This is a genomic window from Haloterrigena turkmenica DSM 5511 (assembly GCF_000025325.1).
Lineage (GTDB): Archaea > Halobacteriota > Halobacteria > Halobacteriales > Natrialbaceae > Haloterrigena > Haloterrigena turkmenica.
Genome location: NC_013745.1, coordinates 189382 through 214686 on the forward strand (window position 1 = coordinate 189382; position 25305 = coordinate 214686).

The 25305-nt window shown below is 53.1% G+C and carries 17 protein-coding genes and 4 pseudogenes; 10 read left to right on the plus strand and 11 right to left on the minus strand.

Translation table 11 applies throughout. The annotated features are described in order from the left end of the window. Nucleotides 1-188: 188 nt before the first annotated feature. Both HTUR_RS26035 and HTUR_RS22420 read right to left on the minus strand, forming a co-directional pair. Nucleotides 189-1601, minus strand: a complete 1413-nt coding sequence (locus HTUR_RS26035; RefSeq protein ID WP_226377567.1) for a helix-turn-helix domain-containing protein — start codon at nt 1599-1601, stop codon at nt 189-191. Between the two features lie 70 nt (nt 1602-1671). Beyond that, complete coding sequence (locus HTUR_RS22420) at nt 1672-1947, minus strand: helix-turn-helix transcriptional regulator (protein WP_012945642.1); 276 nt, start codon at nt 1945-1947, stop codon at nt 1672-1674. Nucleotides 1948-2136: 189 nt separating this feature from the next. Here HTUR_RS22420 and HTUR_RS26040 point away from each other — a divergent pair, with 189 nt between their 5' ends. Next, nucleotides 2137-2457 (plus strand): hypothetical protein, encoded by a 321-nt coding sequence (locus tag HTUR_RS26040; protein ID WP_012945643.1) that lies wholly within the window; start codon nt 2137-2139, stop codon nt 2455-2457. A gap of 105 nt (nt 2458-2562) precedes the next feature. After that, nucleotides 2563-2907, plus strand: a complete 345-nt coding sequence (locus tag HTUR_RS22425; RefSeq protein WP_012945644.1) for a DUF7344 domain-containing protein — start codon at nt 2563-2565, stop codon at nt 2905-2907. 2 nt (nt 2908-2909) lie between these two features. On the opposite strand, the gene HTUR_RS22430 is transcribed toward HTUR_RS22425, so the two are convergent. The 7 genes and pseudogenes from HTUR_RS22430 to HTUR_RS26050 form a co-directional block, all read right to left on the minus strand. Next, entirely contained in the window at nt 2910-3314 is a 405-nt protein-coding gene (locus HTUR_RS22430) for a TRAM domain-containing protein (RefSeq protein ID WP_012945645.1), read from the minus strand. A 127-nt stretch (nt 3315-3441) separates the two neighbouring features. Further along, on the minus strand, nt 3442-4260 hold the full coding sequence (locus HTUR_RS22435) for a TrmB family transcriptional regulator (RefSeq protein WP_012945646.1): 819 nt from the start codon (nt 4258-4260) through the stop codon (nt 3442-3444). 246 nt (nt 4261-4506) lie between these two features. After that, on the minus strand, nt 4507-4863 hold the full coding sequence (locus tag HTUR_RS22440) for a DUF7344 domain-containing protein (protein WP_012945647.1): 357 nt from the start codon (nt 4861-4863) through the stop codon (nt 4507-4509). A gap of 163 nt (nt 4864-5026) precedes the next feature. Next, nucleotides 5027-5548: an Lrp/AsnC family transcriptional regulator gene (locus tag HTUR_RS22445; RefSeq protein ID WP_012945648.1), complete on the minus strand. Its 522-nt coding sequence runs from the start codon at nt 5546-5548 to the stop codon at nt 5027-5029. 690 nt (nt 5549-6238) lie between these two features. Continuing rightward, nucleotides 6239-6477 (minus strand): annotated as a pseudogene (locus tag HTUR_RS28200) (site-specific integrase); the annotation flags it as partial. Nucleotides 6478-6575: 98 nt separating this feature from the next. After that, the gene (locus HTUR_RS22455) at nt 6576-7460 is read right to left on the minus strand and encodes a hypothetical protein (RefSeq protein WP_012945649.1); all 885 of its coding nucleotides are present in this window, start codon (nt 7458-7460) and stop codon (nt 6576-6578) included. A 32-nt stretch (nt 7461-7492) separates the two neighbouring features. Further along, nucleotides 7493-7844, minus strand: a pseudogene (locus HTUR_RS26050) (integrase core domain-containing protein); the annotation flags it as partial. A gap of 1924 nt (nt 7845-9768) precedes the next feature. Here HTUR_RS26050 and HTUR_RS22460 point away from each other — a divergent pair. The 7 genes and pseudogenes from HTUR_RS22460 (at nt 9769) to HTUR_RS22485 (ending at nt 19252) form a co-directional block, all read left to right on the plus strand. Further along, nucleotides 9769-10275 carry a hypothetical protein gene (locus HTUR_RS22460; RefSeq protein WP_012945650.1) on the plus strand — a complete coding sequence of 169 codons (507 nt, stop codon included), beginning with the start codon at nt 9769-9771 and terminating at the stop codon, nt 10273-10275. Beyond that, nucleotides 10272-10559: pseudogene (locus HTUR_RS28205) on the plus strand (hypothetical protein). Before HTUR_RS22460 ends, HTUR_RS28205 begins: the two are co-directional and overlap by 4 nt. A 1-nt stretch (nt 10560) precedes the next feature. Beyond that, a pseudogene (locus HTUR_RS22465) lies at nt 10561-11892 on the plus strand (DUF7845 domain-containing protein); the annotation flags it as partial. Between the two features lie 234 nt (nt 11893-12126). Further along, complete coding sequence (locus HTUR_RS26060; protein ID WP_012945653.1) at nt 12127-13071, plus strand: halocin C8-like domain-containing protein; 945 nt, start codon at nt 12127-12129, stop codon at nt 13069-13071. Nucleotides 13072-13370: 299 nt separating this feature from the next. Further along, on the plus strand, nt 13371-13694 hold the full coding sequence (locus HTUR_RS28705) for a PH domain-containing protein (protein WP_226377570.1): 324 nt from the start codon (nt 13371-13373) through the stop codon (nt 13692-13694). Nucleotides 13695-13726: 32 nt separating this feature from the next. Then, nucleotides 13727-15130 (plus strand): PH domain-containing protein, encoded by a 1404-nt coding sequence (locus tag HTUR_RS22475; RefSeq protein ID WP_012945655.1) that lies wholly within the window; start codon nt 13727-13729, stop codon nt 15128-15130. A gap of 3696 nt (nt 15131-18826) precedes the next feature. Next, complete coding sequence (locus tag HTUR_RS22485) at nt 18827-19252, plus strand: hypothetical protein (protein WP_012945659.1); 426 nt, start codon at nt 18827-18829, stop codon at nt 19250-19252. Between the two features lie 41 nt (nt 19253-19293). On the opposite strand, the gene HTUR_RS26065 is transcribed toward HTUR_RS22485, so the two are convergent. Further along, entirely contained in the window at nt 19294-23511 is a 4218-nt protein-coding gene (locus HTUR_RS26065; RefSeq protein WP_012945660.1) for a S8 family serine peptidase, read from the minus strand. 358 nt (nt 23512-23869) lie between these two features. Between HTUR_RS26065 and HTUR_RS27665 the strand changes: the two genes are divergently transcribed. Next, nucleotides 23870-24040 carry a hypothetical protein gene (locus tag HTUR_RS27665; RefSeq protein ID WP_012945661.1) on the plus strand — a complete coding sequence of 57 codons (171 nt, stop codon included), beginning with the start codon at nt 23870-23872 and terminating at the stop codon, nt 24038-24040. A 6-nt stretch (nt 24041-24046) separates the two neighbouring features. On the opposite strand, the gene HTUR_RS22490 is transcribed toward HTUR_RS27665, so the two are convergent. Then, on the minus strand, nt 24047-25189 hold the full coding sequence (locus HTUR_RS22490; RefSeq protein ID WP_012945662.1) for a tyrosine-type recombinase/integrase: 1143 nt from the start codon (nt 25187-25189) through the stop codon (nt 24047-24049). Nucleotides 25190-25305: the final 116 nt, after the last annotated feature.

Genomic DNA, 25305 nt, shown 5'->3' on the forward strand with positions numbered 1-25305 from the left:
AGTCTTCGATTCCCATGGGTTCAGCCGGGTCGGAGGTCGACGGAAACGCACCGACGTGAACGGCCGCCTCGAGTGTTGTATCCGGTGGATTGGGCACGGTTCGAGACGAACCCTTGTTATCTCACGAGTACGATGGGAATGAAGTCGACGGCGCCGCCGAAGCCGAATTGAAGAATCGCGCCTCTATCCTACGAAATTGTCTGAGACAGCGCTTGCTGTTCAAGTGATGGGCCCATCTGTACCGCCCGGTTGTTCCCGGGAGGTCCTGTCACTGTGAGCGCAGCTGCTAATCGCAGCCACGATCCGACTCGGTGGTGATCGAGTAATCGCTGGGGGTCTGGCGGCCAGAACAGCACGCTGCCGAGTGGGTCATCGGGATCACCATATCGCTCTGGCGGGAGGAGTGTCTCGAGAAATGCGGCGGCGGTGTCGAGGAGCGTCTGGGTCTCCTCGAGGCCTGTTGGAACAACGGGATCGCGGCGTTCGGAAGTAGTCTGGAACGAGAGTGCGAGGCGGTATCCAGTCTCGTCAACCTGGATGAGATCGAATGCCTCGAGCCGGTTGTGATAGTTCCGGATGGTCCGTGCTGAGACGCCCGCTCGGTCGGCAAGGTCACACTGTGACAGGCGGTTTTCGGCTGTGAGACGCGTCTGAACGATTCGACCAACTGTCGGTGGAAGATCGGCGAGCAACTGCTCAGGGTCGAGCGTTCCCAATGCGTAGCGGAGTTCGTCTGGTCGGAGCTCTCGGCTCTCGTCTTCGGTGGCGAGTTGCTGGAGTGCTTGGACAGCAGCGTACGGCGAACTGACTAGTGCCTGTAGGAGCGAGATGCTGTCTCGAGTCGGTCGAAGGTTCTTGGTCTGCAGGATCCGCGTCGCAGCCATCACGTAGCCCGTTCGATCGACCGTCGAGAGGGAGATGTAGACAGCGAATTCGGGAGCGTCATCAGCGACCGCTGCTGGCGTCTCGAGCGATTGCTCAAGCTTGGGGCGGAGTCGGTGGATATCTTCTCCGCGAACGACCAAAGAGCCAATAGCGTTCCCAGTGGATCGTCGGCATCGACGGTCGGTGAGAGTGCCGTTTGTCGCTTCTCCTCTCGAGACTCGAAGAGCTGCCGATAGCAGGCGAACACACCGTACTTCGACTGAATTGCCGTCGAAATACTGATCGATGTCGCGAGTTCGTTCAGCGCGTCGGTCTGCACGGATCCTTGCTTGGACTGTTCTGAGATGTGTAGATAGAGTGGAGGGAGTGATATCGAGTTCTTCGGCAATCTCTTTAGTGGTGGTGCCCTCTTGATCAAAATAGCCCATTTCTGTTGCTATTTGAGCGACTTCGTACTGACGGTCGGTGAGCGGGATACTTACATCTATTTCTGAAGTCTCGTTCTGGATACTGCTACTGTATAATTTGTGGATCTGGCATTTTACATTTTCTCTGCGACAATACGTCTGGAATTCCGAAGGCCGCTCCATAGGACGAAAGTGTACATTCCGCACGAGGCGAATGTTCATAGATTGATAGGTTCGGGAGGTGTTCCCGTCCGTCAAGAGGAGTTCGAGAAACAGGTCAAGGGAGAAGACGGCGAAATCCTGTTTCAAGACCGCTCACTGGAGGACTGGCGAGACATGGACTCGTTCGAGTTCGGTAACGACTGACCGCTAAGAGATTTCAGACGTTGACGTACTGGGACTCCCACTCACGCCGTTCCTCGATTTCTTCCAGCCCCTTATCAGCGATTGCGTAGTAGTTTGTCCGCCGATCGAGCTGCCCTTTCTCCACTAAATCATTATTAACTAACGTGTCGAGATTCGGATAAAGACGTCCATGATTGATCTCGCCGCTGTAGTACTGTTCTACCCCTTCTTTGACTTCTTGGCCTGATGGTTGGTCGGCCCCCGCGATCACGTACAGCAGATCACGTTGGAACCCGGTCAGATCGTCCATATACCCCAGATCTCAACGGGGTGATTATTCGTTATATCCTATATACACCTGTTTTATGGAGTATTTAGTCGGATTTCGAGATTTTCAAAACTGTAGTTCACTACTGTCTCCAGTATTTTTTGACTTAGTAGAATTTCCTGGAAGCGTGCTTTTTGCGACAAGAAAGCTTATATCAAACTATTCGAGGGTATGGCACGCGGCAATCCGGTACACAACGAATCTGAAGACGAACAACTCCCACATCGAATTACTGTTGTCGGCCGCGGCATACCCTCGAGTTTCGAACTCACCGTTGCTGGCGATATCGAAATGATTGCTGGAAACCCTGTCGAAGAGGCAACGATCGTATCAGAGAGCACTGCTGAAGGAGCTATTGAGGTTGGTGTTCAACAATTCCGGTTCTCCGAACGGCTGGCAAACATCCACACCGTCGATTGGAACGGTGAGGAAGGAGCGGAGACCGAAAGTACGCCGACGGTACACGTCAATTACGGCATATCTAAACGGTAAATTAGTTTCCCGCTCTGTTCTGGCTTTTTTCTTACACTTCTTTTCCTGCACCCGGTTGTACGAATCGGTGGTGTTATAACAGGTTGAGTATTAAACGGGTGTTATATGGTGGAGAATGTCACCCGCGCCAGTGAAGAACAAGAGCTTTCCAATAATATCCTATTTGATATTCTATCAAACGAACGGCGTCGATTCACTCTATACTGCCTCGAGAAATATCAGACCCCGCTAGCGCTCGCTGATCTAGCTGACGAAGTAGCGCTGCTAGAGTCTAACGCCGAGACACTTCTCGATATTCCAGCAGACGATGTCAAAGAAACGTACTTAGATCTCTACCACTGCCAGGTTCCGAAGCTGGAAGAGGTAGATTTTCTCACTTATTCTCAAGAAAGGGATACGGTGTCTCTCAAGTCCGATCTCTCCGATCTAAACCTTGAGAATTTCTTGTAGAACTACTCGTAGTAGTCATGGCGTTCCATAACTTCGCCGAAGGCCACGTTCTCACGGACGTTACCGATTTCAACCTCCACACGCTCACCGGGCTCGGCATCCGGAACGATGACGACATAGCCCCGTTCAACACGGGCGATTCCATCCCCTTGCTCTCCCACATCCTCGATATCAACAATACGCTGCTCACCCTCCTCAACAGGTGGCCCCAGTTCATCCCGGTCCCGGCTCTCGGATTGCCCTTCTGACTCCACAGCCTCAGTCTGGATCACCGCTGCACGATACATTTCACCGGGTTGAATCTGCCCCTTCGCTACCTCACGACGCGGTACTTCGATGATGTAGTTCTCGTCTTTTTCTTCCAGTTCGGCGTTGAATAGGCAAAGCAGGTTATCTGGCACTTCCATGAGAAAATCCTCTTTCCTATAGCTGCTATTCATGAGGACCTTGGTTCTATCGGTGGTGACTCGGACTCACAGACCGCTGGTCGGCGCGGTCGGGACGCTGACGATCTCGAGGCTGCGGGCTGACTGGCTACCTCACCGGGTTCGCCATGGGGAGCAGACCCGAGGAGATTATCCGGCGAAGGAGGATGACGATACCGTTCTCCAGACCGTCGGCAAAGACCGCCTGCTCGTGCGATTCGTCGGGGTCGGCGTCCGGGTAGAAGGAACTGACCAGCAACGTCGTACGGTCAACCAACAGCAGGCGACTGATGGCAACCTCGTCGTCGCTTGCAGGCCCCAGAAGCCAGTCCAGTTCGGTTTCGAACACCTTCACGGATGGCATCTCGGAATCGAGCTTGGCGATGATCGCGTCCGTTTCGCCACCGATGATCACGTCGACGCCGCGGTCAACCGCGTCGTGGAGTCGCTCGTACAACGCCTCCGTCAGAAGTTCCTCCTCGACGACCAGCAGGACGATCTCCGATTCGGCGTCCGCCAGCAGATTGTGTGTCCGGGCCTCGATGCCATCGTGACCGGATAGCGTCCATACCTCCTGCATTCGGTCGCTGTCGTCGACCTCCGGTTGGTGATCGAGCGCTTCGAGGTGTGACTGAAGGGTGTCGATCCGCGCGTCGTACTGCTGACGCAAGATCGCGGTTGCCTCCTCGATGCTGACCGCGCGAAACTGCTGGGGGTTCGTGTGCTGTACTTCGACCAGCCCCTTTGACTCCAGCACTCGGACGGCGTCGTACACCCGGGTCCGAGGAACCTCCGAGATCTCGCTGACTTCCTTGGCGGTCCCCGTCGAGAGTTGGGTCAATGCCAGGAAACTCCGCGCCTCGTACTCCTTCAGCCCGAGGTCCTGCAACAGACTCACCGTCTCCACTTTACGTTCCTCAGCTGTCATTAGGTGGTCCTGTCATGTCCGACTGGTTGAGAGGGTAATTCACGCTCGGTCGGAATTTGGGTGACTGACTCTCTACACTTCGAGCAGGCGTCCATCTCCTCGCTAATGTATATTATCTTACAGGCAGGGCACGAATACAAGACCGTGGTGGCTTCATTCTCGGAGTCGTGACGAGAGGCCGATGGCTCGGCCTGTGTGCGCCCACCGAGCCGAGAGAGCCACGTGCGGAGACGCTGGCTCATTGGGTTATGGCCACCCCGCGGGCAGTTCGTCTTCGTGGTCGGCCATCAACCGAAGTAACGGAACGATCTCGTCGAAGTTCGGCCCTCGCCGAATCGTATGGGTGTCCTTGTCCCACTCGATATAGCTCGCCTCGGCAAGTTTGGGTAGGTGCATATGATACAGGGCCGTGCGCATCTCGGTGAGGGTGGCGTCGTCGACGGCGTCCGGGTCGCTGTCGGTGTGCCAGACGGCAACCCGAGTGGCGAGACGGTCGAAGGAGACTGGAGTTTCCTGCTCGTCGAGGTAGTGCAGGACGTACCGACGAACGGGATCTGCCAATGTGCTGAAAGTATTGGTTACCGCCTCGGTTGATTTAGCCATACCGTGACAACAACCTCCTAAACGAATAAGCCCTTTCACCCAGATAATTGTTACACTTGGAAAATTCAACCTAAAGCGGTTATATGTGGATATATTGAAATCGGGATGTGGACTGAGAGTCTATAGGCGCAGATAGATTTGAAATTTTCAAGCGATTCATCGGCTACCTTTGATCGGTGACCGACCCGTCGTCGGTGTCGTCGTCCTGATTCGCGTCGGGGCTCGTCCGTGGATAGAAGTGGTCCCATGACTGGACCTGCGTCTCGGAGATAATCTCGGAGCTGTTGATTGTCATGCCCAAGTCCGCCAGTTCGTTGCGGATGTCTTCGATCTCTCTGACTGAACCGGCGACGATCTCGACGTGGATATTCCGTTCGCCTCCAAGCAAATCGCGGGTGGTCACCACACCGCGAATGTCGAGGATCTGTTCGGCCATCGATTTCAGGTTATTCGGATTGACCGTGCAGACGAACATGACGTGGAGGGGGTAGCCTGCTTCCTCGTAGTCGATCTCAGGGTAATAGCCGCGGATCACGCCCTTATCTTCGAGTTTGTCGAGGCGATTCCGGACTGTCGTGGAAGTCACATCCACCTTCTCGGCGATCTCCGTATCGGTCTGGCGGGCGTTGAGCTGGAGCTGGTGCAAGATGCTCCGGTCCACGTCGTCGAGTGGGGTGTCGTCCATACGGTGTCCTTGGACGAGGCGACTGAAAAGTCCGCATGGGCCCTTTACTAGCATAGATTGAAGCAGTCCGTCCGATAACTCCGCATGCATAGTTACCGCTCAGTACAGAACAAGTAGTGTGCGACCTTTTCAATGAAATAGCTATTTGGAAAACATGATTCTAAGAGACGATTTTCAACCTATGGAGAGTGACATTTGGTCGCCATTATTATCATGCCGTGCGCCAACGCTGAGGGCTAGCGCAGCGGTTAACAAGCCCACTGCCGAGGCCATGAAAAACCATCCCAACCAGAGGCCAAAGACGGAGATACCTACGTTAACAAGTGCAGCTCCCCATGTTATGCATCGGTGGTTGGTCCATGTAGCAATTCCGGATAGCGACGAGGCCTAAGAGGAGAGTTGCCCAGAAGAACAGCGTGGACGCGTTGCCACCAGCATTCCCGACAAGGTAGTCGATACCAGCTATACATCCTTTGGCACCTCCACTTGTCTGATGACACGAGACTGAGCCGAATGCACCCATTAGATAGAGAAATCCATATGCACCAGCCAGACCGGCCAACCCAGCAGCGATTCGGGCAACACGTATGAGACCGACCGTTGTATTAGCCATATAGAACAAGACTTAGTGTCGGATATTTAATATTATCCTGATAAGTGCGTGCTCCTCTATCAAAAGAACCACGGGCGTGCTATGTCCATCAGCGGCTCACCGCTATCGATACTTTGGCGTTCTGATAGCGGTGGAAGTCACCTTCCACGCCCTTCGGAAGATAGGCGTTTCGAGGCTTCCCACCGGTACCTATAGTGTCTTTGCCTTCAGGAATGCGAAGACGATAGTGCTCCCCGCCGTCGGTGCGTTTGACGTACTTCGGCTTTACTTGGGGAATTTCAACCGCTCGAAGCCCAACGTAGTCACCCAACTGGATGGTGTCAATGACTGAAATGGGAACGTCGAAGTGGCATTCAGGATATCCGTTTCCAGACTCATCGACATGTGGAACGACACCGTAATCGACGCGTCGAACTATCGCCGAAAAAGGGACCGAATAGCACCCCGTAGCCGATACAGTTCAGAGATACGTTGCGGGGTACCAGTCTCCGACCCCGACTCGGGATCGTCCCTCATGTTGTCTGACCGCCACGCCGGAAGGTCAACGGGGAGGTTCGACGCGGCGACACCGGAAATCACCCCCATCGAGGACGCTAGCACGGCGATTTGCAGTTCGAATCGACTAAAATCTAGCGAGTCGGACTGTAGGAGCGTCCACACCATTCCGGAAACGAACAGCACCACTCCGGCGACGGTCAACCACTTGTCTGCGACGGACAAACCGTCTTCCCGTTGCGTGAGTCGAACCACGACGACACCCGTGACGAAGTGGACGATCCACACCACGAGGAGGGATCCCGCGATTGACAGTGCCACAAACGGGTTCCACGACGGGAGCGTCGACATGAAACTGGCGAGCAGGTTGGTCGGAACAAGACCGGCGACGAACTGTACGAACGCCCGAAGCACTGTGGCGATTAGGGAGTCGATCACCGCGAGGATCTGGACCGTGAGTCGAACCTCGCCGTCGAGGAACGCCCACGCGAGGTCACGAACTAGTTCACTGCCGAGAAGTTCGGCGAGGAGAAAGAGGCCGAATGGCGGAATCACTCCCACCACGAAAATCCAGCGTACGACCCACGAAAGGACGCCGCTCCGGGGGACGGTTCGCGCGACGAACCAGACGATAATGGCGAGCGGAACGATTGCAAGCAACGATTCCTGGAGGACGCTGAGCGTCGTTTCGAATATGGGCACGGAGCAGTGGACACACTGAAACTGGAACAAGCGTATTGAGAACTTTTCGGCTCCGGAAGTAAAAGAAAGGGAGCTCCCGTTTCCGGTTTTGATCTTTTGCATTTACACTCCGGTTCCGAGGGGGATGGCACTGTCTAGTTTAGCACCTCGGCTGGTGTTTGTCCGTTGAGTGACTGGTGCGGTCGTTGTGTGTTATAATAGTGTACAAACTGTTCAAGCCATTCTCTGACGCTCGCCTGACTGCCCACCCACGAATTATGGAAGCGGTCAACTCGCATCTTGAAGGTGTGAAACCACTTTTCGATTAGGTTTCGATCAACGTAGTCGAGCTGACCGCTCAAACCTAATCGAGAGAGCAGTCAGATAGCCGTAGCCATCGACGAGAAACACGGTGTCTGAGAGATTGTGTTTCTCGGTCAACCGATGCAGGAACGCAGCGGCTGGATCGGTGCCTCGTCGTCCGAACACTGCGACATCGAGAACGAGCCCATCTTGCGTGTTCCAAGCCGACTGTCTACCGGTCGCCAGCAACGGCGGCCACGGTGCGGGCGTTCGCCACGATCCTGTCCGCTCGGCGAGCCCAATCCCGAAGACGCCGACACCACCTCCCAACCCACTACCCGTTGATAAATCGGCGGTAGCTTGATCGAATGAATAGGCGATGTTTGGTTAGAGACACATAAGACGATCTCCTTCTGTCGTTTGTCCGAAACCCTCGGCGTCGCGGCCGCCGGCCTGGTGCACGCTCGAGTTCAAGTTAGTCCGCTCAGAGGGCGTCGGTCGTCGCAGAAAGGATCAGTGTAGCTTACTCATCGTCGCGCGCCTCTTTGTCCCACTGCTCGAGTTCGGTCATGTGCTGTTCGATTTCGTCCTTCGATGGGAGTTCGGTCGGGTTAACCGAGGAGTTGATATTTCGCTCCTCGCCTCTGGTCCAACTTATCGATTACTGGGATGGTAGCGGCTGCTGTACCCATGACCGTTGTTTTTGCTCGAGTCGACCCCACCCACCCCGCCGCGCTCGCTGTGAGATCAGACTGACGGCCGATCTAGATCGCCCAACCGCTGTGACGTCGGACCGGGAAGAGGTAGCAATTCTTGCGACGCCGTTTTCTTATTTGCGATTCGTTTACAGGTGAAACGTGCAGCAGCGTCGTCGAAGTTGCCGAGAACAAGCACCCTTGTGAAGAACTACCCTATCGGAACAAATCCGTCTATAGTACTAGTATACCAGATCGTTCCGATATGGTAGTCTTTGACACGGTGGAACTAGTTTACGAGATCGACGCCTCTCCGCTGCCGCGATCCACCATATAGGAGGGGCTCGCTGATCAGCAGTCGAGACTCGTACGAAGGATTCAGCACTAACGGGCTAATCTCGGCATGAGAAGAGGGCGCAGATCGGTCGCAGTAATCGCCGAGATGTTATCATCACGAGGAGGACAAAATAGCAGAGCGACCGACTGTCGGCTTCTATGAAAAACACGACATAGGAAGACCAAGAAGCTGATCGCTCAAGCCGAAGTGTACCTCGACGCCGACGGCGACAGCGGATACAAAACCGCCGACGGGAAATAGAACACAGCCTAGCCGTGACTGAAGCAACTCTCACTACTATCAACTCAGCGATCAAGTGGTTGTACCGCCGAGAGAACTACAAGAAGTTTACCTAGGGAATCAGACATCTACTTTTTGACAGCAGTCAAGCAAACAGGGTCAGAGTAGTAATCTGTACTTCCTGCTTCCTGCCATTCTCAGCTCATTTGTCCCTTCCGGTCGGGATGTCAATCTTCCATACCTGTTCAATACGCTGCGCGACCTTGAGCAGCGTAGATCCATCGCTGAGTTAATCAGCGCGGATGCGCAGCTGGGTGGCGATCTCTCGGTCTTCACCCTTCTCGCGAATAATGTTTTCATCGCTCATGTCTCAGTTCCCTTCCGTTTGTGACCCCGAGCGTTCCGTGCCGGTCATGTAGATAATATCGAGACGAATCTACTTGGATCCACTGTGCATTACCACCATCATCTGCAGTCTGCAAGTTGTCACCGAAGTCGAAGTATTCCAGCTCGGTATGATCGTGGACCCTCGACCGCACAGCTGATCACCACGCCTCGTCCGGCCTGTGGATTACCAGCCGGCTCCGGATCGGGATGTAGACATGACCGATGTTTTTACTCGATCACCACAGGCTCGCCGCAAACAGGGCAGACGGACCCATTCTTTTTACTTTTGATTTCAGACTGTTTACCCGTCCATCCACAGATTGGACACTGTACTGGATCGGATCGAGACACAGGACACAGGGGTCATTCGTCGCCGGGCCAAAAAGCGTAGTGTCTGGATCGAACACCTGTTGATACTCGACGAGTTCTGCTCACTACGTGCGGCTACTGAACGCGAGCTGGGTAACCGATGAGCCGTTCGAGTCAGTCTCGGCTCGCTGTCTCAAGACAGGCTGGCGATCGGTCCGAGACAGTCGTTCTCGAAGCAGTTCCAGGATTTCGCTATGTTCCGGATTCGGAAGCGAGCCACTACGACGCGATCGCCGAGGAGCTCATCGAACCGAGCGAGCAGCTGCCGTTCGTCGGCATCGTCGTCCTTGAGGAAGGGACGGCGGTCGAGATCAAGTCCGTCTCCGTCGTCTACGGCCAGCAGCAGCGACGGGGCCGGTTCCAGCCACGGCGGGGTCAGCACGAGGCACTACTCGAGTCCGGGGGTGTCTACCTGTTCGCGATCTGTGCGCCCCACGATCGCGACCTGATCGCCATGAAGGTCGTCCCCGCGAGACAGGTCGATCATCTCATCGACGGCGTTACGAACGGCTGGCGATCGGCGGGCGAAGACCGCAGCGAGGAGTACGTTCAGTTCAGTTGGGCTCGCGTCTTCAACCCCGACGAGATTCTGGAGGGATCGCGATGAGCGTCGATCGTGACGATCGCGACCTCGAGGCCGAGCTGGTGAGCGCAGCTGCTGGTCAGGTCGGGATTCCAGTCGACGCGATTTGCGTGGTGTGGGCGAACGCGGATCAAGCGCGCCGATCCAATAGTGATGGGGCAGCACCCGCAGATCGATACGGCCAGCCTCAAGGCGACGGGCTGCACGTCGTTCAAGCACGTCTGTCACCGTGCGGTGGCGCGACGTGGTGGAACCCGGTAGCGGTTCTGACCAGTCTACTCGAGCGAGAGCGTGAGCGGGGTGAGTAGGGTGTCACAAGTCGAGACGACACCGCACGAGATCGAGGGCCGGTAGAAGTGGCCCGACTGGGGCCGCGGTCCGTACGACGCGCCCTCGTCAGTGATGCTCGGTCCACTCTTCGAAGGCTACCTCGAGTTGGACGTCGAGATCGACGGCGAGCCGTGGCACCTGAAGGTCAGTTACAGCAAGTCCGGCTTCGCGCCGCGGCTGTCAGACGGGATCAACGCGGAGCGACTGTACGAATGGGATATCGTGGGCCGTGGGCGCGGCGAGCGGAAGGCGTCGTACAACATCTCCCCGCGGTTCCCGAATATGCGTCACTGGGAGAGCGGTGACCCGATACAGCTCCCGTGGGAGAATCAAGTCGGCGCCGTCGACGTCGAGTTCCACACCAGTAACATCGAACCCGAGCGCGGTCTCGAGTTGCTGCCGGAGTTCTACGCAGCCGTGTTCGAGTACGCAGAGGGGCGAGTCCATCCCGAGTACTTTCGGACGGACCCGCACTCAGCGAGCCGCATGTGGGCGTACAAGCGGTACGTACGGATCCGTCGCGAGTGGGCGGAAAAGCTCTCGTCGGCCGGGGTCCTCCAGAAGGTTGCGCACTATCTCTCCGACCTCGAGGGAGTGAAAGCGGAACTCCATATCGACAACGAAGAGGTAGTCAACAACCAGAACCGGCTGTTTCTGAATCCCGCGTCAGCGAGTAAGCTGTTGCCGGGCCACACCTACGGGCGAAAGTTCGAGATCTACCAGCTGGCGGATCCGAACGCGGTCTCGAAAGATCACCCGTCGTACCACCCGAAGATATAGGTACTGGTGAACAAGTCGATGAACGACAACGAGGCATGGGCGTGGGCCGATCGCCACGAGGTGACCGAGCAGATCGAGGAAACGCTACTGAACGCGCTCCACTGGGAAGACATTCCGCTCGGTCTCGACGGTAACGGCGTGTACGTCCCAGACGATCACTTCGACGCTGTGGCCCGTGACGACCCAGTCGAACTCTACGAGGATCCCACACCGCGCCTCGAGGCGAAGTCGGACCATCTGTTGATGACGACGCTGCGGGACATGGGCGAGACGGCCCGCGACGTCACAGAGACGGTCGCAACCGACGGCGGCACAACAGTCGACAGTCTCGCCGACCAGCTTGGGAAACACCCCGCGACGATCTACCGCGCGATCGAAGATCTCGGCGATGTCCTCGAGCTCGACCAGGGCGACGTGTCGTTTCGCGCTCGGAAGTACCGCGAGGAGTTGCGGGCGCTCGTCGAGTCGGCCGAGTACGCGATCGAGAGCTACGCCGATCGGATGCAGCACCTCATGGGGCTGGCCGAAAACCACACCTTATGGCGAAAAACAACTACCCCATAACATACGGGTTAGACGTTCTCCGTGTTGAATAATAGCATAGATATCCACTGCCGTAATCTACCTAATTCGCTGATAACTACCAATCTGTGTTGGCCCTATATATTACACATTCTCTTCCTATATATTTTCAATCTATTTCTTCATATTTTTTGTTAGTATAGAAAAATTTAATAATGATGAAGAGAAAAGTGTAGCTGCGTAATGTCGGAAGATAATACAGACGATAACAGTAACTTGAATCGCCGTAAAGTACTCCAATCTTTCGGTGCAGCAAGTATCGCTACGTTCGGAATAGGGACTGCTTCTGCCTCTAGAGGGCTACGTCGAACGGCAGATAGCAATAACCCCGAGTTACTTGCGGAGTCGGAGTTGAAGAGTGAGTACGAATATGCTATGAATGCCGCTGAGGCACAGGAACTTCGTAATACACTTCATGAAAAAGGATTCTCAGCGGACCTTGAAAATAGCGTTGCAATCAAGGTTAACGTGGATGAACTCCAACGAACAATAGAGGAATTCGACACCATCAGTGAAGCGGAACAGTTCAACGACCTTAATCCCGTTAGCTTGTTTGTTCCCTTCAGAACTGAAAGCAATACGGAAATTGCTCTTCTCAATGTGCTTGTCACTGACGATCCGGAAGGAAACCAGGATCGGATAGGTGCTAGTGGCTGGGCGTTCGAAATTAACCCAACGATTAATGAAGACGAGGGGACGGTCACATCTCAAGTTGATGTATTGGCGACCAGTCCCGAAACCGACGGAACATTCGCTGCCCAGAGCCAAAGCACATCATCAGCCGGAACTGTGACTATTGATCAGTTCACTGATGAAACAGACCTAGGCGAATTAACGGCGAATGAGCCTGCTTCGGACAGAGTTACGTCACAAGATGTCAACATCGACGTTGACATCCCTGACGTTATCGGGGCGACGTTCTGTATGGCCGTGCTCAGTAAAATTTGCGACAAGTATGGAGATAGAGTCGCTCACAGTCAGTGTCTCAACATCTGTTTCAAGACAGGTGCGCCGCACGTCATTGTAGGCTGTTCAGCATTTTGTGTAGCAGCCGTTGAAGTTATCCAAGCGTACGGTTGCAAACCTTCGGCTAAGTGGCTCTGCGGTGCACTCGGACTGAGCGCTTAACGTCGGCAATAAAAAGCAAATTTTTGTAGCGCGACAACGCAAAACGTCGGATTCAGCACTCGTAAGTTGTAAACGCGATGGTTATACTATCATCGGTAACGTAATCCCCAATCGTAAAATGGTATCAAGCCAGATGTATTAGATGAAATTCAAACGATATCACTATGAAATTGTATTTACAAAATCGAGTACGATACCTTTGGTTTCTCCAGTTAATGCTAGTTGATGTATTCGTCAGTGGTATTTTGTGGATTGGAAGTGAGCAGTATGAGAGTCTCCCTTCCTGGATACCATTTGGTATGTTCGTCTTGATCGTCTGTATCGGTGCTCCAAACATACTGTTGCGATACCGCTCATGGCGGTTCGACATTGACGATAGAGGGGTCACTATCGAGTACGGGGTCATTCGGAAGCGTCATACATTCGTTCCGATGGACCGCATTCAGCACGTCGATACAAATCAAACCCTGTTGGATCGATTGTTCGGTCTCTCGCGGGTCGTAATCCACACGGCAAGTGCATTTGAGTCTGATTTGACAATTCCGGGTCTGTGTCCCGAACAGACAATCAAAATTCGAAATAAAATTTTTGCGAAACAATCGTCAGACGGTGATGTTGTGTGAATCTACATCCATATTCCATAGTACGGCGAGCGATGGAGGAGGCCTCCTCATCCGTAAGTGCATTCGCCGGTCTATTAGTATTCTTGTACATAACTAACAATATAAATCGTCTTTTTGAGTTGATTTTGATATTTATAATTCTTACTATAGTTGATATTATTATGGAATTTATCCGCTGGCACCGGTTTTCTTACACAATTGAGAATGGACACTTGCAGATACAGTCCGGACTTTTCAACAGACAACACCGAACGATTCCGCTAGATCGGATACAGCAGGTCGATATCATACAAGACGGGCTCAGTAGTGTATTCGGGTTAGCAATCGTGAGATGTGAGACCGCAGGAACCAAGGTCGAGAGCGAAATCGAACTACGATACGTGGGAAAAGATCAAGCCAACTCGATTCGAAAGCGTCTCGGGGAGACGACCTCGACAGCAACGGCCAATTCTGACCCCACCGTGCTATACCAAGCATCGCCTCGGTCGCTCGCCCTGCGGAGCTTGACTACTTTACATTCGAAATATGTGTTGCTCGGGCTTGTCACCATTGTAATCGGTCTCTCAGAACTCCTGTCATCCTCCTTGGACCGTATCTCGGTTCCGTCCGTGATGGTCGGCGGTCCCGTCATAATCGCTGATGGGATCCTCGTTGTCGGAATTATCCTCGTCATAGCATGGTCCGTCGGCGCCGTCGTGACCATGTTCAAATACTACGATTTGACTGTCACGTGGGCGGATAAAACTCTCAGAAGCAGTGGGGGACTACTGTACGATTTCACTACCGAGATTCCCCTCGAAAAGGTTCAGATGATGCGGATATCGGCAAATCTGTTACACCGAGTGTTTGGCTACGCGGAACTAACAGTAGCATCCGCGGGGATAGCAGAACATAAACCCTGGCCATTCAGAAAACCGCTGATCCCGCTTGATACTCGGAGTACCATTGAGACTGTCGCACGACAAATCCTTGAGTACCGGGACGGTTCGTTACAGCGGCCACCAAAGCGGATGCGCCGACGGTATATTATACGGTATGCGATGGCTATCTGTATTATCACTGCCGTCTCCTGTATCGGCGGACTACTGTGGTCTGGGTACATTAGCCTCTTCTGTGCGTGGCCGCTGGTATTTCTTCCAGTAGGTCCAGTCCTCGCACATCTTACCTATAGGAGCCGCGGTATCGAACTACAGAACGATACTCTGGTTCTCAGACGAGGTGTAGTTCGGCAGCACACGTACGTGGTTCCCATTGAACGAGTCCAGACCGTCACACTGTCTCAATCTGTGTTTCAGCGCCGTCTAAGTCTAGCAACAGTCTCTATCGACACAGCGGCACCCTTTCTTTCAGTCAGGCTGCGCGCGGTGGATTTCGACGCCCAGACTATCGAATCTATTTATCAGGATATAAAACAAATGACTGTTGACACTACTTAATTGAACAAACCACTTCATGAAGTTTCGTTATCTTGTCCCATCAACATCTTCCAGCAGCGTTACTACTACTTCAAAACCGTGGCTGGTATAGACGATGGTTTGATGACCTTTCTCAGCGGGTTGCCCCTTCTCAAGGGGGTTGTACTGATTCAATAGGGATAAAACGTCTTGGTTGACCAGCTATAGCACTCCATGTTCAAAAGGAACGCTTCAGTACAGTACCAGCAGAGCGTTTTCCCGATCAGGTCGGGACTGTCGCATTCCTCAGGGAGTACCGTGGCTTCAGGGAGTTCGCCATAGTCCCGCACTCAAGTTCGACCGGAACGTCTCAGTCACAGTCCTCGAGGAAGAGATAGAGGAACACGAACGCCGGTACCAACCCACTAGTTTCGGTCACTCTTCAATTGTATGAATGTGCTTACCTAGACTGACCAACGCTACTAATATGATGGATATAATAGATATAGTCTGGACACCTTCGCCCCTCCGAGCGGGTTCGAACATTCGGTTGTGGGAGGTGTCCGTATCGAACCATGTCCAACGACACTACCACGAGCTCCCTGTCCAAGGACACTCGAGACGCCCTCTTCAACCTCAAGCGTTCTTCCTCAGAGCCGTATGAGGATGTCATCCTCCGAGAAGTCTCGAGTAACGATAATTAGCCAATCGAATACCATTCTCCGAGGGCACGATCGGGGACGAAGACCATGTGGTTCCTTGTCCCATTCCTCAACCTGTCCAATTCGTCCCTCTCGCACGGTTGTTATTGGACTCAGTCATTCGTGTCGTGGCTGCAGTGGAATGTTCTACTGTGGCCCCTGCCCCCGTGAGACCTTCGGAGAACGTAGTTACACTACTCTATCATGAGCGCCAAACGAAGATACTCCGGTCGATGTCGGCACCGACGCTGAACAAAGCCCTGAAGAAATCGCTAACCAGGCCACTGCAGACCTTGAAAACAGCACGATTACCAGAGCGACCATTCACCATGCCCACGACGGGCTTTACTTTGAACTTGAGAACAGCCTTGGGGTCAAGTCACTCCGTGAACTAACCACACTAATTACGGGATTCGCAGCAGCTCTCTTTGATGAACCCTCGTTCCGTGACGGCCATCACATGAACCGGAACGGATCGGCTATGGCAATGGTCGAACTCGACCCGTATGATTTTGAACCCTAGAGGAATTGGAAGTGGTGTTCCGAAAGCGTGTTATCGGAAACCTCGAGCGGGTGATCTAGTCAGGCGGATTTCTCTCCGGTGGACGTCGGGAACGACCCGACCTTAGCCACTTCTTCGCACATTGTGATCGCCAAGCGGTACGAGCGTTGTATTGAGGACAGTTTGCCGGACGAAGCTGAACGGATTGAGAACGCGCCGACTCTCATGCGGCAGAAACAGATTGCCAAGGAGATCGCGAAGGAGCACTTCAATTCATGACGAATCAGGACAAGCTTGAGGGCCGTATTGAAGCTCTCCAGCAGAAGAAAGAGGCGTTGAGAATACGGCCCTTGGCGCGAAGTACGAACAGCAACTCGAGGACCTTCATGAAGAACGGCCTTCAAGTAATGCATTGTCGGCCACGCAACGGCAAGAGCAACTTGAGGCACTTCGCCAGAAGGCCTTCGAGCACACGGCGCTCGCCTCGAGATACATGGAACAGATTGCGGAACTTGAGGACAACTAGTTCATAAGTCCGGATTCTCCGGGAGCGCGTTCGGAGGATGGAACTCGAGCAGTCGGTTCACCACCAACCGACAGGGACAGGGGGGCGTTTGGCTGACGTCGTCCTCCTTTGAACGGCCACTCTCCCGCAACACTCCCGGAGAGTCCGACCAGCTACCCTCTAAGACAATGCCAAGCTACGACGATAGCGACTTTCCCGACCTACTCGAGACGGTGAATTGGGCACCGGCTTACCGCGTTGTCAACTGTCTCGGGTGTACGTTTCGAATAGCCAATCGCCAGCTGATCTAACTCGCCAAAGACGGGGTTGTGGAAGTCCTAGACCCAGAGAACGACGCAAGAGGTATTCCTGATAACGAAACCACTAGTCGGCCCGATATCTGCTGCCGCCTAGCTGACGAGACAGATTAAGGATCTGGGATAATACAGATTCGGTCTATTCTGTCTCTACATGGCCAAAGCTGCCACTCGAGGAACAAACACTAAGTCTATAGGGGAAACGAGAAGAGCCTTGTTCCCTGCCGGGGGGTTGGGGGACTCTTGGTTCACAGAAAGGGCGCTGCCGGTTCCACGGCGGGGCTTCCACGGGACCGGGTGAGACGTCCCACTTGGAAGACAACGACTACGCAGAGGACAAACCAGGCGGTGGACCACCGATCAGTTCGAGGCGAGCAACGAGAGCGGCCCTGTAGTCCTTCGTTTGAGGACTTATAGCAAGTTTCACCGCTATAGACGTAGCTGGCTCTCTCGAGCGGTAGGATACGAGACAGAACGTCCCCCTGCTATGTCCCTATTTTGTGCCGAGAATCACTTAAAGAGAAACCCATGCAACCCAGCTTTGCATAGGTTCGGTTGGCTCTGTTGAAACCCTATTTTTCCGATTGATTCTAGTCTGAAACAGCTGGCCACTGAAGAGTGCGAGTATATCACACCCATCTGATCGTCACGCCGGGTGTTTGTCCGAGGGGCTCCGTACGCAAAACTATTGTAGGTAGGGAGAGAAATCGAAGATATGAACACCACTACTACAACGAAGCGCCTTCCATCACGGGTAGCATGGGTGTTGGGAAGTGTTTCCCTCGTACTTGCGGTCACCGCTTCTGAGTATCTTGGAGCGGGTCCTATCGGGGCGGTTGTCGGAACAGCTGTTCTGATGTTAGTTTTGGCACGCGTCTATAAATTTGCATCCTCCTAAGGCACCGTCTATTTCTGCTAGACACACGCTCTGTACTGTCCAATTGAGGGTGTGAAAATTATCGACTTCTGAGGGTTCCAACAGAGCCGTTCGGTTCGATATATGCAGCGGCCTATGCAACTCTACTGTAGCCGAGTTGCGGCTGTGGAGTATGCGCCTCAGAGAACTCGTTATAGCTCCATCTTGTGACCCCGTGGATTATCAGGACGGTGCTGGTCGCCGTACCCATGACTGTTATTTCGCGCTAATTTAGCCGACTCGAGCGGGCAGCTGCGCTCAGTTTCCGGAGACAACTGAGTCGTTGGGTGACGATGTCCTCGGCAGATATCCCGTACCCGAGAGGGGCATCAATCTAAGAGGTGAAAGAGAATACACACAGCGAGCGGTTGTAAGCAACGTACCGTTATTAGTTCGTATACCGCTCGATCGGTTCGTCGTTGGTTCACTCTATAGACTCCTCGAGAGGCCACAGGAAAGACACCAGTTGTCCACGGAGAAGTCATACAGGAGCAGCGCGGAAATCACAAGATAAGATAGTTCAGAACATCCATGAGAGGCATTCAAATGCAAAGATGCCTCGAGATCGTTGACTATACGATACGGAAGGTCACGCCGAACATCAAACGAGCGAACGTCAAAGGCGGCGCACAGCCCGTTCGTGAGAAGGAGTTTACGCCGATATCGGGACCGCTATCGAACTCGGTGCGCTAATTGATGCCGAGGACGCCGTTCTCGTTCCCGGGGGTGATCGGGTCGTCGACGTCAACGGCAACGTCTACAATCGGGGTGTCGACTACGAACTGAGTCGGAACGAGTTGACGATCACGGCGCTCGCAGATGGCACGATCTTGAATGGTACAGAGTGCCTGATCGACTACGAATACAAAGCTGTCGGGAGCTTCGAGACTGGTCACTATTTTGGTGATCCACGTGAGGAGGAGGTCGAAACGATCCCGCAACTGACCAGTGAGCGTGGCTGTTTGCAGGCTGCGAAGGCGATCGTCGATACGGGTTCGGAGGCTCGGAGCGAGGCCGACGTCTCACTCCCGCCATCGGTCCCGGTCGATCTCTCCCTCGTCGAGCAGTTGGGCCTCGAGGACGTCTCAGGCGATGCAATGGCAATCTATGAGTTACAGGACTCGCTCGAGGGGTTACAGTTGCGTCTCGGTGATCGAACTCGGGTTCGTGACGCGGTTCAGCAGATGCAGCGTCAGCTGGCCGCGAACAGCGAGCGAGTGTGACCTAGTTTCCGGGCCAATTAGCACAGAATTACGGTAGGATCTTATGTTGCTCTCCCTATCTTTATATCAACACCTGAAAGTTTCTCTGTTTGACCGTTATCTTGACCTCCCATATCTTCTGTCATACATCCGTTTTCGCCGTTCACATTTACGGTTGCGGATGGTTCGACACTATTTTCGTTACAATGTAGGCTGCCCCAAATACGAGCGCTTGATCCGTTCTCCAGTATAAATTCGTCTACCTCTATCTTGCCGTGAATGACAAGTGAGCTGTTCTCTTCAACAATCAACTCCTTGGTTTCCATTCCACCACGCACAGTTAGGGCTGTATCTGGAAGGACCGTGATAGATTCGGATGCTTCAATCCCTCCTCTAGCAGTTACCGAACCTTGAGTTGCCGTGACGGTTCCAGTGGCTTCTACACCACCATTGAATTGAGTGTCACGAGCAATCACATTGTGGCCTTCAGCGTGACCGTTAACACGGCCCTCCTGAATAACTATTGTACTACCATTACCACCTTCGAAACCTCCGTTCATATCACCACGAGCGACGAACATTGATTCCTTTCCAATTTCCTGTTTTCCGTTCAATCGCCTAGATTCAACCTGTATCTGTCCTATTTGAACTGCACTCTGAATGTCAGCTTTTGTGCGACTATCTATTTCATCTAGGTGCTGTGGAAGAGAAGAAGCGACGGAAATCGAAAGTGGTTGTGTAGTGTTCGTGAACCCCTGTGAATCAGCAACCGTGAGCGCAGGCTTTACTTTTCCAGTCTGTGTGTACTGGTGTGTTGCCGTTGGATCAGCGGTAGTTTCGTCTACTGTGCCATCGCCGTCAAAGTCCCACCGATAGGCTGATACGCTCGAATCGTCATATGATCCACTTGCGTCAAAGTGAACAGGAGTACCTGCTTTCACCAGCGAGGCATTCGCTGTCATCTTTGGAGTTGGCGATCGATTTCCAACTACAACAGCATTAGTCGCCGTTGTCTCTACGGAATTGCCAGCGTCGTCAACGGCTCTTACAGCTACGCTAAGGGTCCCCCGATACGGGCCCAACTCCAGAGTCGTCGTATAGTTTCCGCTATTTGCTTTTGTAAGTGGGACGTGCTCCCAGTTGGATTCATTGGCAAACGGTGTTGTTGACGGAACTCCGTTACTATCTCGTTTGGCGGTATAGAGTGTGACGTTCTGGACAGAGCTCCTTGTGTCCGACGTTGAGACGGTGACATTAAGCGATCCAGTAGGGACTACGTTCGTTCTTCCGTGCGACTCAAAGGAGATACTAGGAACAGTTGGTGGTCGTGTGTCCGAGGTGTCAGTCGTGGCCTTGAACGTGGTGACGGTATTATTCGACAGCGGTGACATGCCATGTTGGTCCTGGACACGGAGTCGGACCGAACTGATATTTCTTCTGGCTAATGAAATCGGAACATCTGCTGAATTCTCGGTGAAAGAGTGAGTCTTATCGCCATTTATCCAGAGATCATACTGTTCTGATGGGCTGTCACTGATTACGTAACCATTCGGCGGCTGACCGACTGTTGGAAATACTGTGCTATTAAAGTGATGCTCTGAGAGCGACCAGCGCATCAACTTTGACCGGAAGGGATGCTTCTTTACCGCTGTTGTTAGTGACGAGTCATTGTCGAATTCTTGGATGACCTGCTGTGGCGTTGCGCTCCATTCGGTGTATCCGAATGATCCTTCTGCGAAGGCATCATGGTAGTGTGCGATAGTTGGCGAGACATAGATAGTCTGATTGAATATTGTTCCCAGACCAGCAGGCATATATGACTGATATATCGGCACATTATCGAAGTCATCAGCTGCGAGTGTAGCAGAGTACGTTTCGTCAGGCGTCCCTTTGTAGTATCGAACGGTGTGTGTGTTCAAATCGTCTACATCAATACTGACTGTGTGGAGACCAGATACATGCTGCTTGGTATGCTTTAGGTGATAAACCGTCGATGTATTGTATGCTTTCTCACCTTGAGGAGCCGTAATCACGCGACGGACCGCGTAGTTCATGTCCGAAGTCGGACTGATCCGAACTGCAGCTGTTGGCGCATTTTCAGCGACTACACGTTCATCAATAGGCCCACTATCCAATGTGGCGTTCACGATCACTGTTCGGTTCTGTAATTCATCACCGCTCTGTGGGAGTGTGCCAGTATCGACCGTCTGGGTGACAGTCTGAGATTCGTCTAAGATAATTGTCTCGAGCCCATCAATATACTCTGATTTCGCTGTGATCACCGGCTGTCCATTGTGACGGCCTGACGAAACCGCGACATACTCACCCGGTTGTTCAATGGCAAAATGAGCTGTAGAGCCGTCAAACTCTTTTGGACCATATACTCTATTCGTCTTAGTGTGCATGAGTGTAATACGATCACCATCTATCGATCCGAGTCCGTGTTTTTTGACCGTTACCTGCCGTTTCGGAACGTATCCAAAGATCGCAGTCGTATCGCCCACATGAAGTCTCCCAGAGTGAGGTTTTGACAGGTCATTAGTGGTGTTGACTGTCAATGCCAAACTAGCTGTAGAACCTGGTTTGAGAGTCATTGACGATCGATTCACCGATACAGTCCCGGGATCGGACGACTGAATGGCCACTGCCTTCGCAGAAACATTCACTTGTCGACGCTCTGAGCCCAAATTCCGGACAGTAACCGTTTTCGTCACTGTTTCCCCGGCAGGAAATTGTCCGAAGTCGATAGTCGTCGGATCAATTACAATGTCGGGACTGAGTGCTGCCGTCACGTTGAGTTCGCCACTTCCCTGCGTGTAGATGTCCTGTGAACCGAGGGAATCAGTTGTCGACGTAATCGCATTCTTCACCCGCTGCTCGCTCCATCCGGGGTGTTTCTCATGGAGAAGCGCGGCGGTTCCAGCTACTATCGGAGTTGAGAATGATGTCCCCTCAGTCGAACGGTATCCAGTAGTACGAGCATCTGGTGCCGTAACACCATCCCCAGGAGCGACGAGATCTGGTTTCACATACCGACCGATCGGAGTCGGTCCTTGCCTAGAAAACGATGGTACCTCCGATTCGTTCACACTTGACCCAACAGTGATTACGTCACGCAATGTTCCTGGCGAGGTGATTGATCCATAGCCAGCGTTGTTACCGGCTGCAGCAACGACAGTTGTATCCCTTTTCACTGCATCTTTGATGGTGCTGCGAAATGGATCATTCGTCCGAATTGTCGATGGTTGGATACCGAAACTCATCGAGATTACATCCGCATCTTGTTGGGTAGCATACTCAACCCCGTCAATGACCGTGGATATCTTCCCAGACTCGGTCCGGTCTAATACTCGAACATCAATGACATCAGCGTCTGGGGCAACTCCTACATACGTATCGTTAGAGGTACCATCTCCAGTAATAAGTCCAGCTGCTGGTGTCCCATGGTTAGGGAGATCTCCGGTTTTTCCGTCGTCCACTAGGTCGATTTCTCTAACCTCTGAATCGCCAATATCTGGATGTGATTCGTTGATTCCGGTATCGAGAACTGCAACTGTGACATCTTCACCGGTCACATTGTATTGATCATGAGCCGACTCCAAATCTATATTTGAACGAGGAGTGGTCCCGGCACCCTTAACCGTCGCATCATAATACACTGATTTAACATTTCGTGCGCTTGCTAACCGCTGGTACGTTTCGTCTGTGGCAGACTTCGAGACAGACACCGCTGTCCCATTAACCGTTTCTAATTGCCGATGATTTCTGATATCGCCTCGCTGCTTGGTAGGCACACCGTCGTTCATCGCATCACGCTCAGTATATTCAACAATGATTGGAATCGAATCTGATTCGGCGTCCGTTATATCTTGTTCTCGGAGTAAGTCGATGTTGAATAAGCTTTTATCAAATTTCGTGAGGTCAACTCCTTCTGGTACGATGTGAACACCAGTTCGAGTCTCGAATTTCGTTGCTGACTTGTTTCCAAGAAGTCGATACGTCGGTTCTAGACCACGCTTGTCTATAGCAACTATGTCTCCAGTAATGAGCGTAAGTTTCTCTATTTGACTTTGGCTTATATTATCGCTACTGAGAAATGCAGTAGTTACGTTTGACGTGATATTATCTCCTGTTGTTGGAATATTACCCGTTTCGGACTGAACAACAGAAGCAGTTCCAATACCAGACATCTGAAAAGACAACACGGATATGAGAAAAACTAGAGTTAAAATTCGAATTATGCTTCTAATTTTATATACTTTGGGATCGTTAACTATCATTTCTCCACATGATTAGTAGAATATAGAATATAAAGATGTTATGGAATATAATCTATTATCAGCCGTGCAGATAAAGACTGAGTCGCTATCCTCGGTGGCCCGATGTCATGATTGACGAGACGGTCCGGCCTGATCAACTGCGAATACAAAGCCGTCAAGAGCTTCGAAACTGGGCAATATTCCGGCCTCCGTCAGAACGTACACAGGTTTGCTCATGCCGATCCCGTTCGTTAATCCATTCCACACATATTGCGAGTTACCCACTGGTTCCTCCGTAACGGTCCCCCCTTGCATACGAACTGCGCATCCCGACGCTGTCTGTGTATTCACGGGATATGCAAATCAGGGTGAGCCGCTGATGGCCTGGATTGATTCCCTCGAAACGCTGGTTTACACCGCCCTCGCCATGGCGTTTCTCGGCGCCTACGCCGTCGCCGCTGTCTGCGACCGTCTCGTGTTCGACCCCATCGAGGAGGCTATCCCCTTTCTACCAATGGACGAAGACGAGAGTGGACTGAGAAACTCGTAGGCCAGATCAGTCGCGGACTTCGTCGATACTGTCGGAGACGTCCTTCATCTTGGTATCCGAATATGCTTCGTGTGTTGTCTCAATCGATTGGTGGCGGAGAGCTTCTTGTGCCTTTTCGGACAAGCCACTCGCGTACAGGTCACGACCGAGCGCCCGTCGTGCGCCGTGGAGTGTGAGATAGTCGTAATCGCCGTCCGGCTCGATACCGGCCTCTTTCGTGAGTCGTTTCATCAACCGCCGAACTCCCTCTTTGGAGATCGACGGCGGTGGGACCTCATGCTCACGGTGTAGTCGGTCAAGAACCTCGGTTTTCCCCGCGTCACCCCGGTCCTCGAGTGCTGCAGAAACCGCCTCCTTTCCGATCGATTCGACGAGTTCCTGCCGTTTCGACTGGTAGTGTCCGGTCGGGAAAACAGGCCACTCGTCGGTCGGTGGATCAAGGAGGCCGCGCCATCGCTCGAGGACATCGTGAACGCTCTCGGGGAATGGTGCGGTTTCATAGTCTCGTGATTTCCCATAGACCTCGATCGACCGCTCTTCGAAGTCGACGTCAGACCAGCGGAGGCCATCACGTTTCTCGTCCTTTGGATCCGAGAATAGTTCTGCCCCACGCGCCCCCGTGCCATCGAGCATGACTACGATCGCCCTGTCGCGGAACGCGGTCTCTCGATCGACCCGGATCGTTCCCTCGAGCGCCATGTCGACGCGCTTCGTGACGTAGTTGATGAGCTGCTCGCGCTCATCTTCCGACCAGTACTGCGTTTTCCGCTTTCCGTCGTCTTCAGGGAGCGGATCCATCGCCTCGGTCGTGTCCGCTGGGTTCGTCTCGAGGAGTTGGTCTCGAACACACCAAGACAGGAACGCACGAACGTACGCGAAATACGTCTGTGCCGTCGACGCCGAGATCTCCTCGTCGATCTTGGTTCGGTCGTATAGGTCCTCACTGTACCGACGGACGTCTGCCGGCTCGAGATCTCCAATGTCCTCGATGCCGAGTTCGTCCCGACAGAACTCGGCGAACCCCATCAGCGGCGAGCGCATCGTCGTCCGGGAGCCTTCAGCTTGGATCTTGTACGTGAGGTAGCGTTCGACCGCATCTTGAACGGTCTTCCCCTGGGAGTGAGCCCGTCTCTCGCTGGGAGTAGACATTCGTATGTGGGGTACAGTATCGACCCTAGTAAAGTCCCTTGGTTAAACTGGTATTTAGACAAGTGGATTGAATATGGCCTAATTCGGTCAATATCGGAGCGCTCGGGTGTCCTACA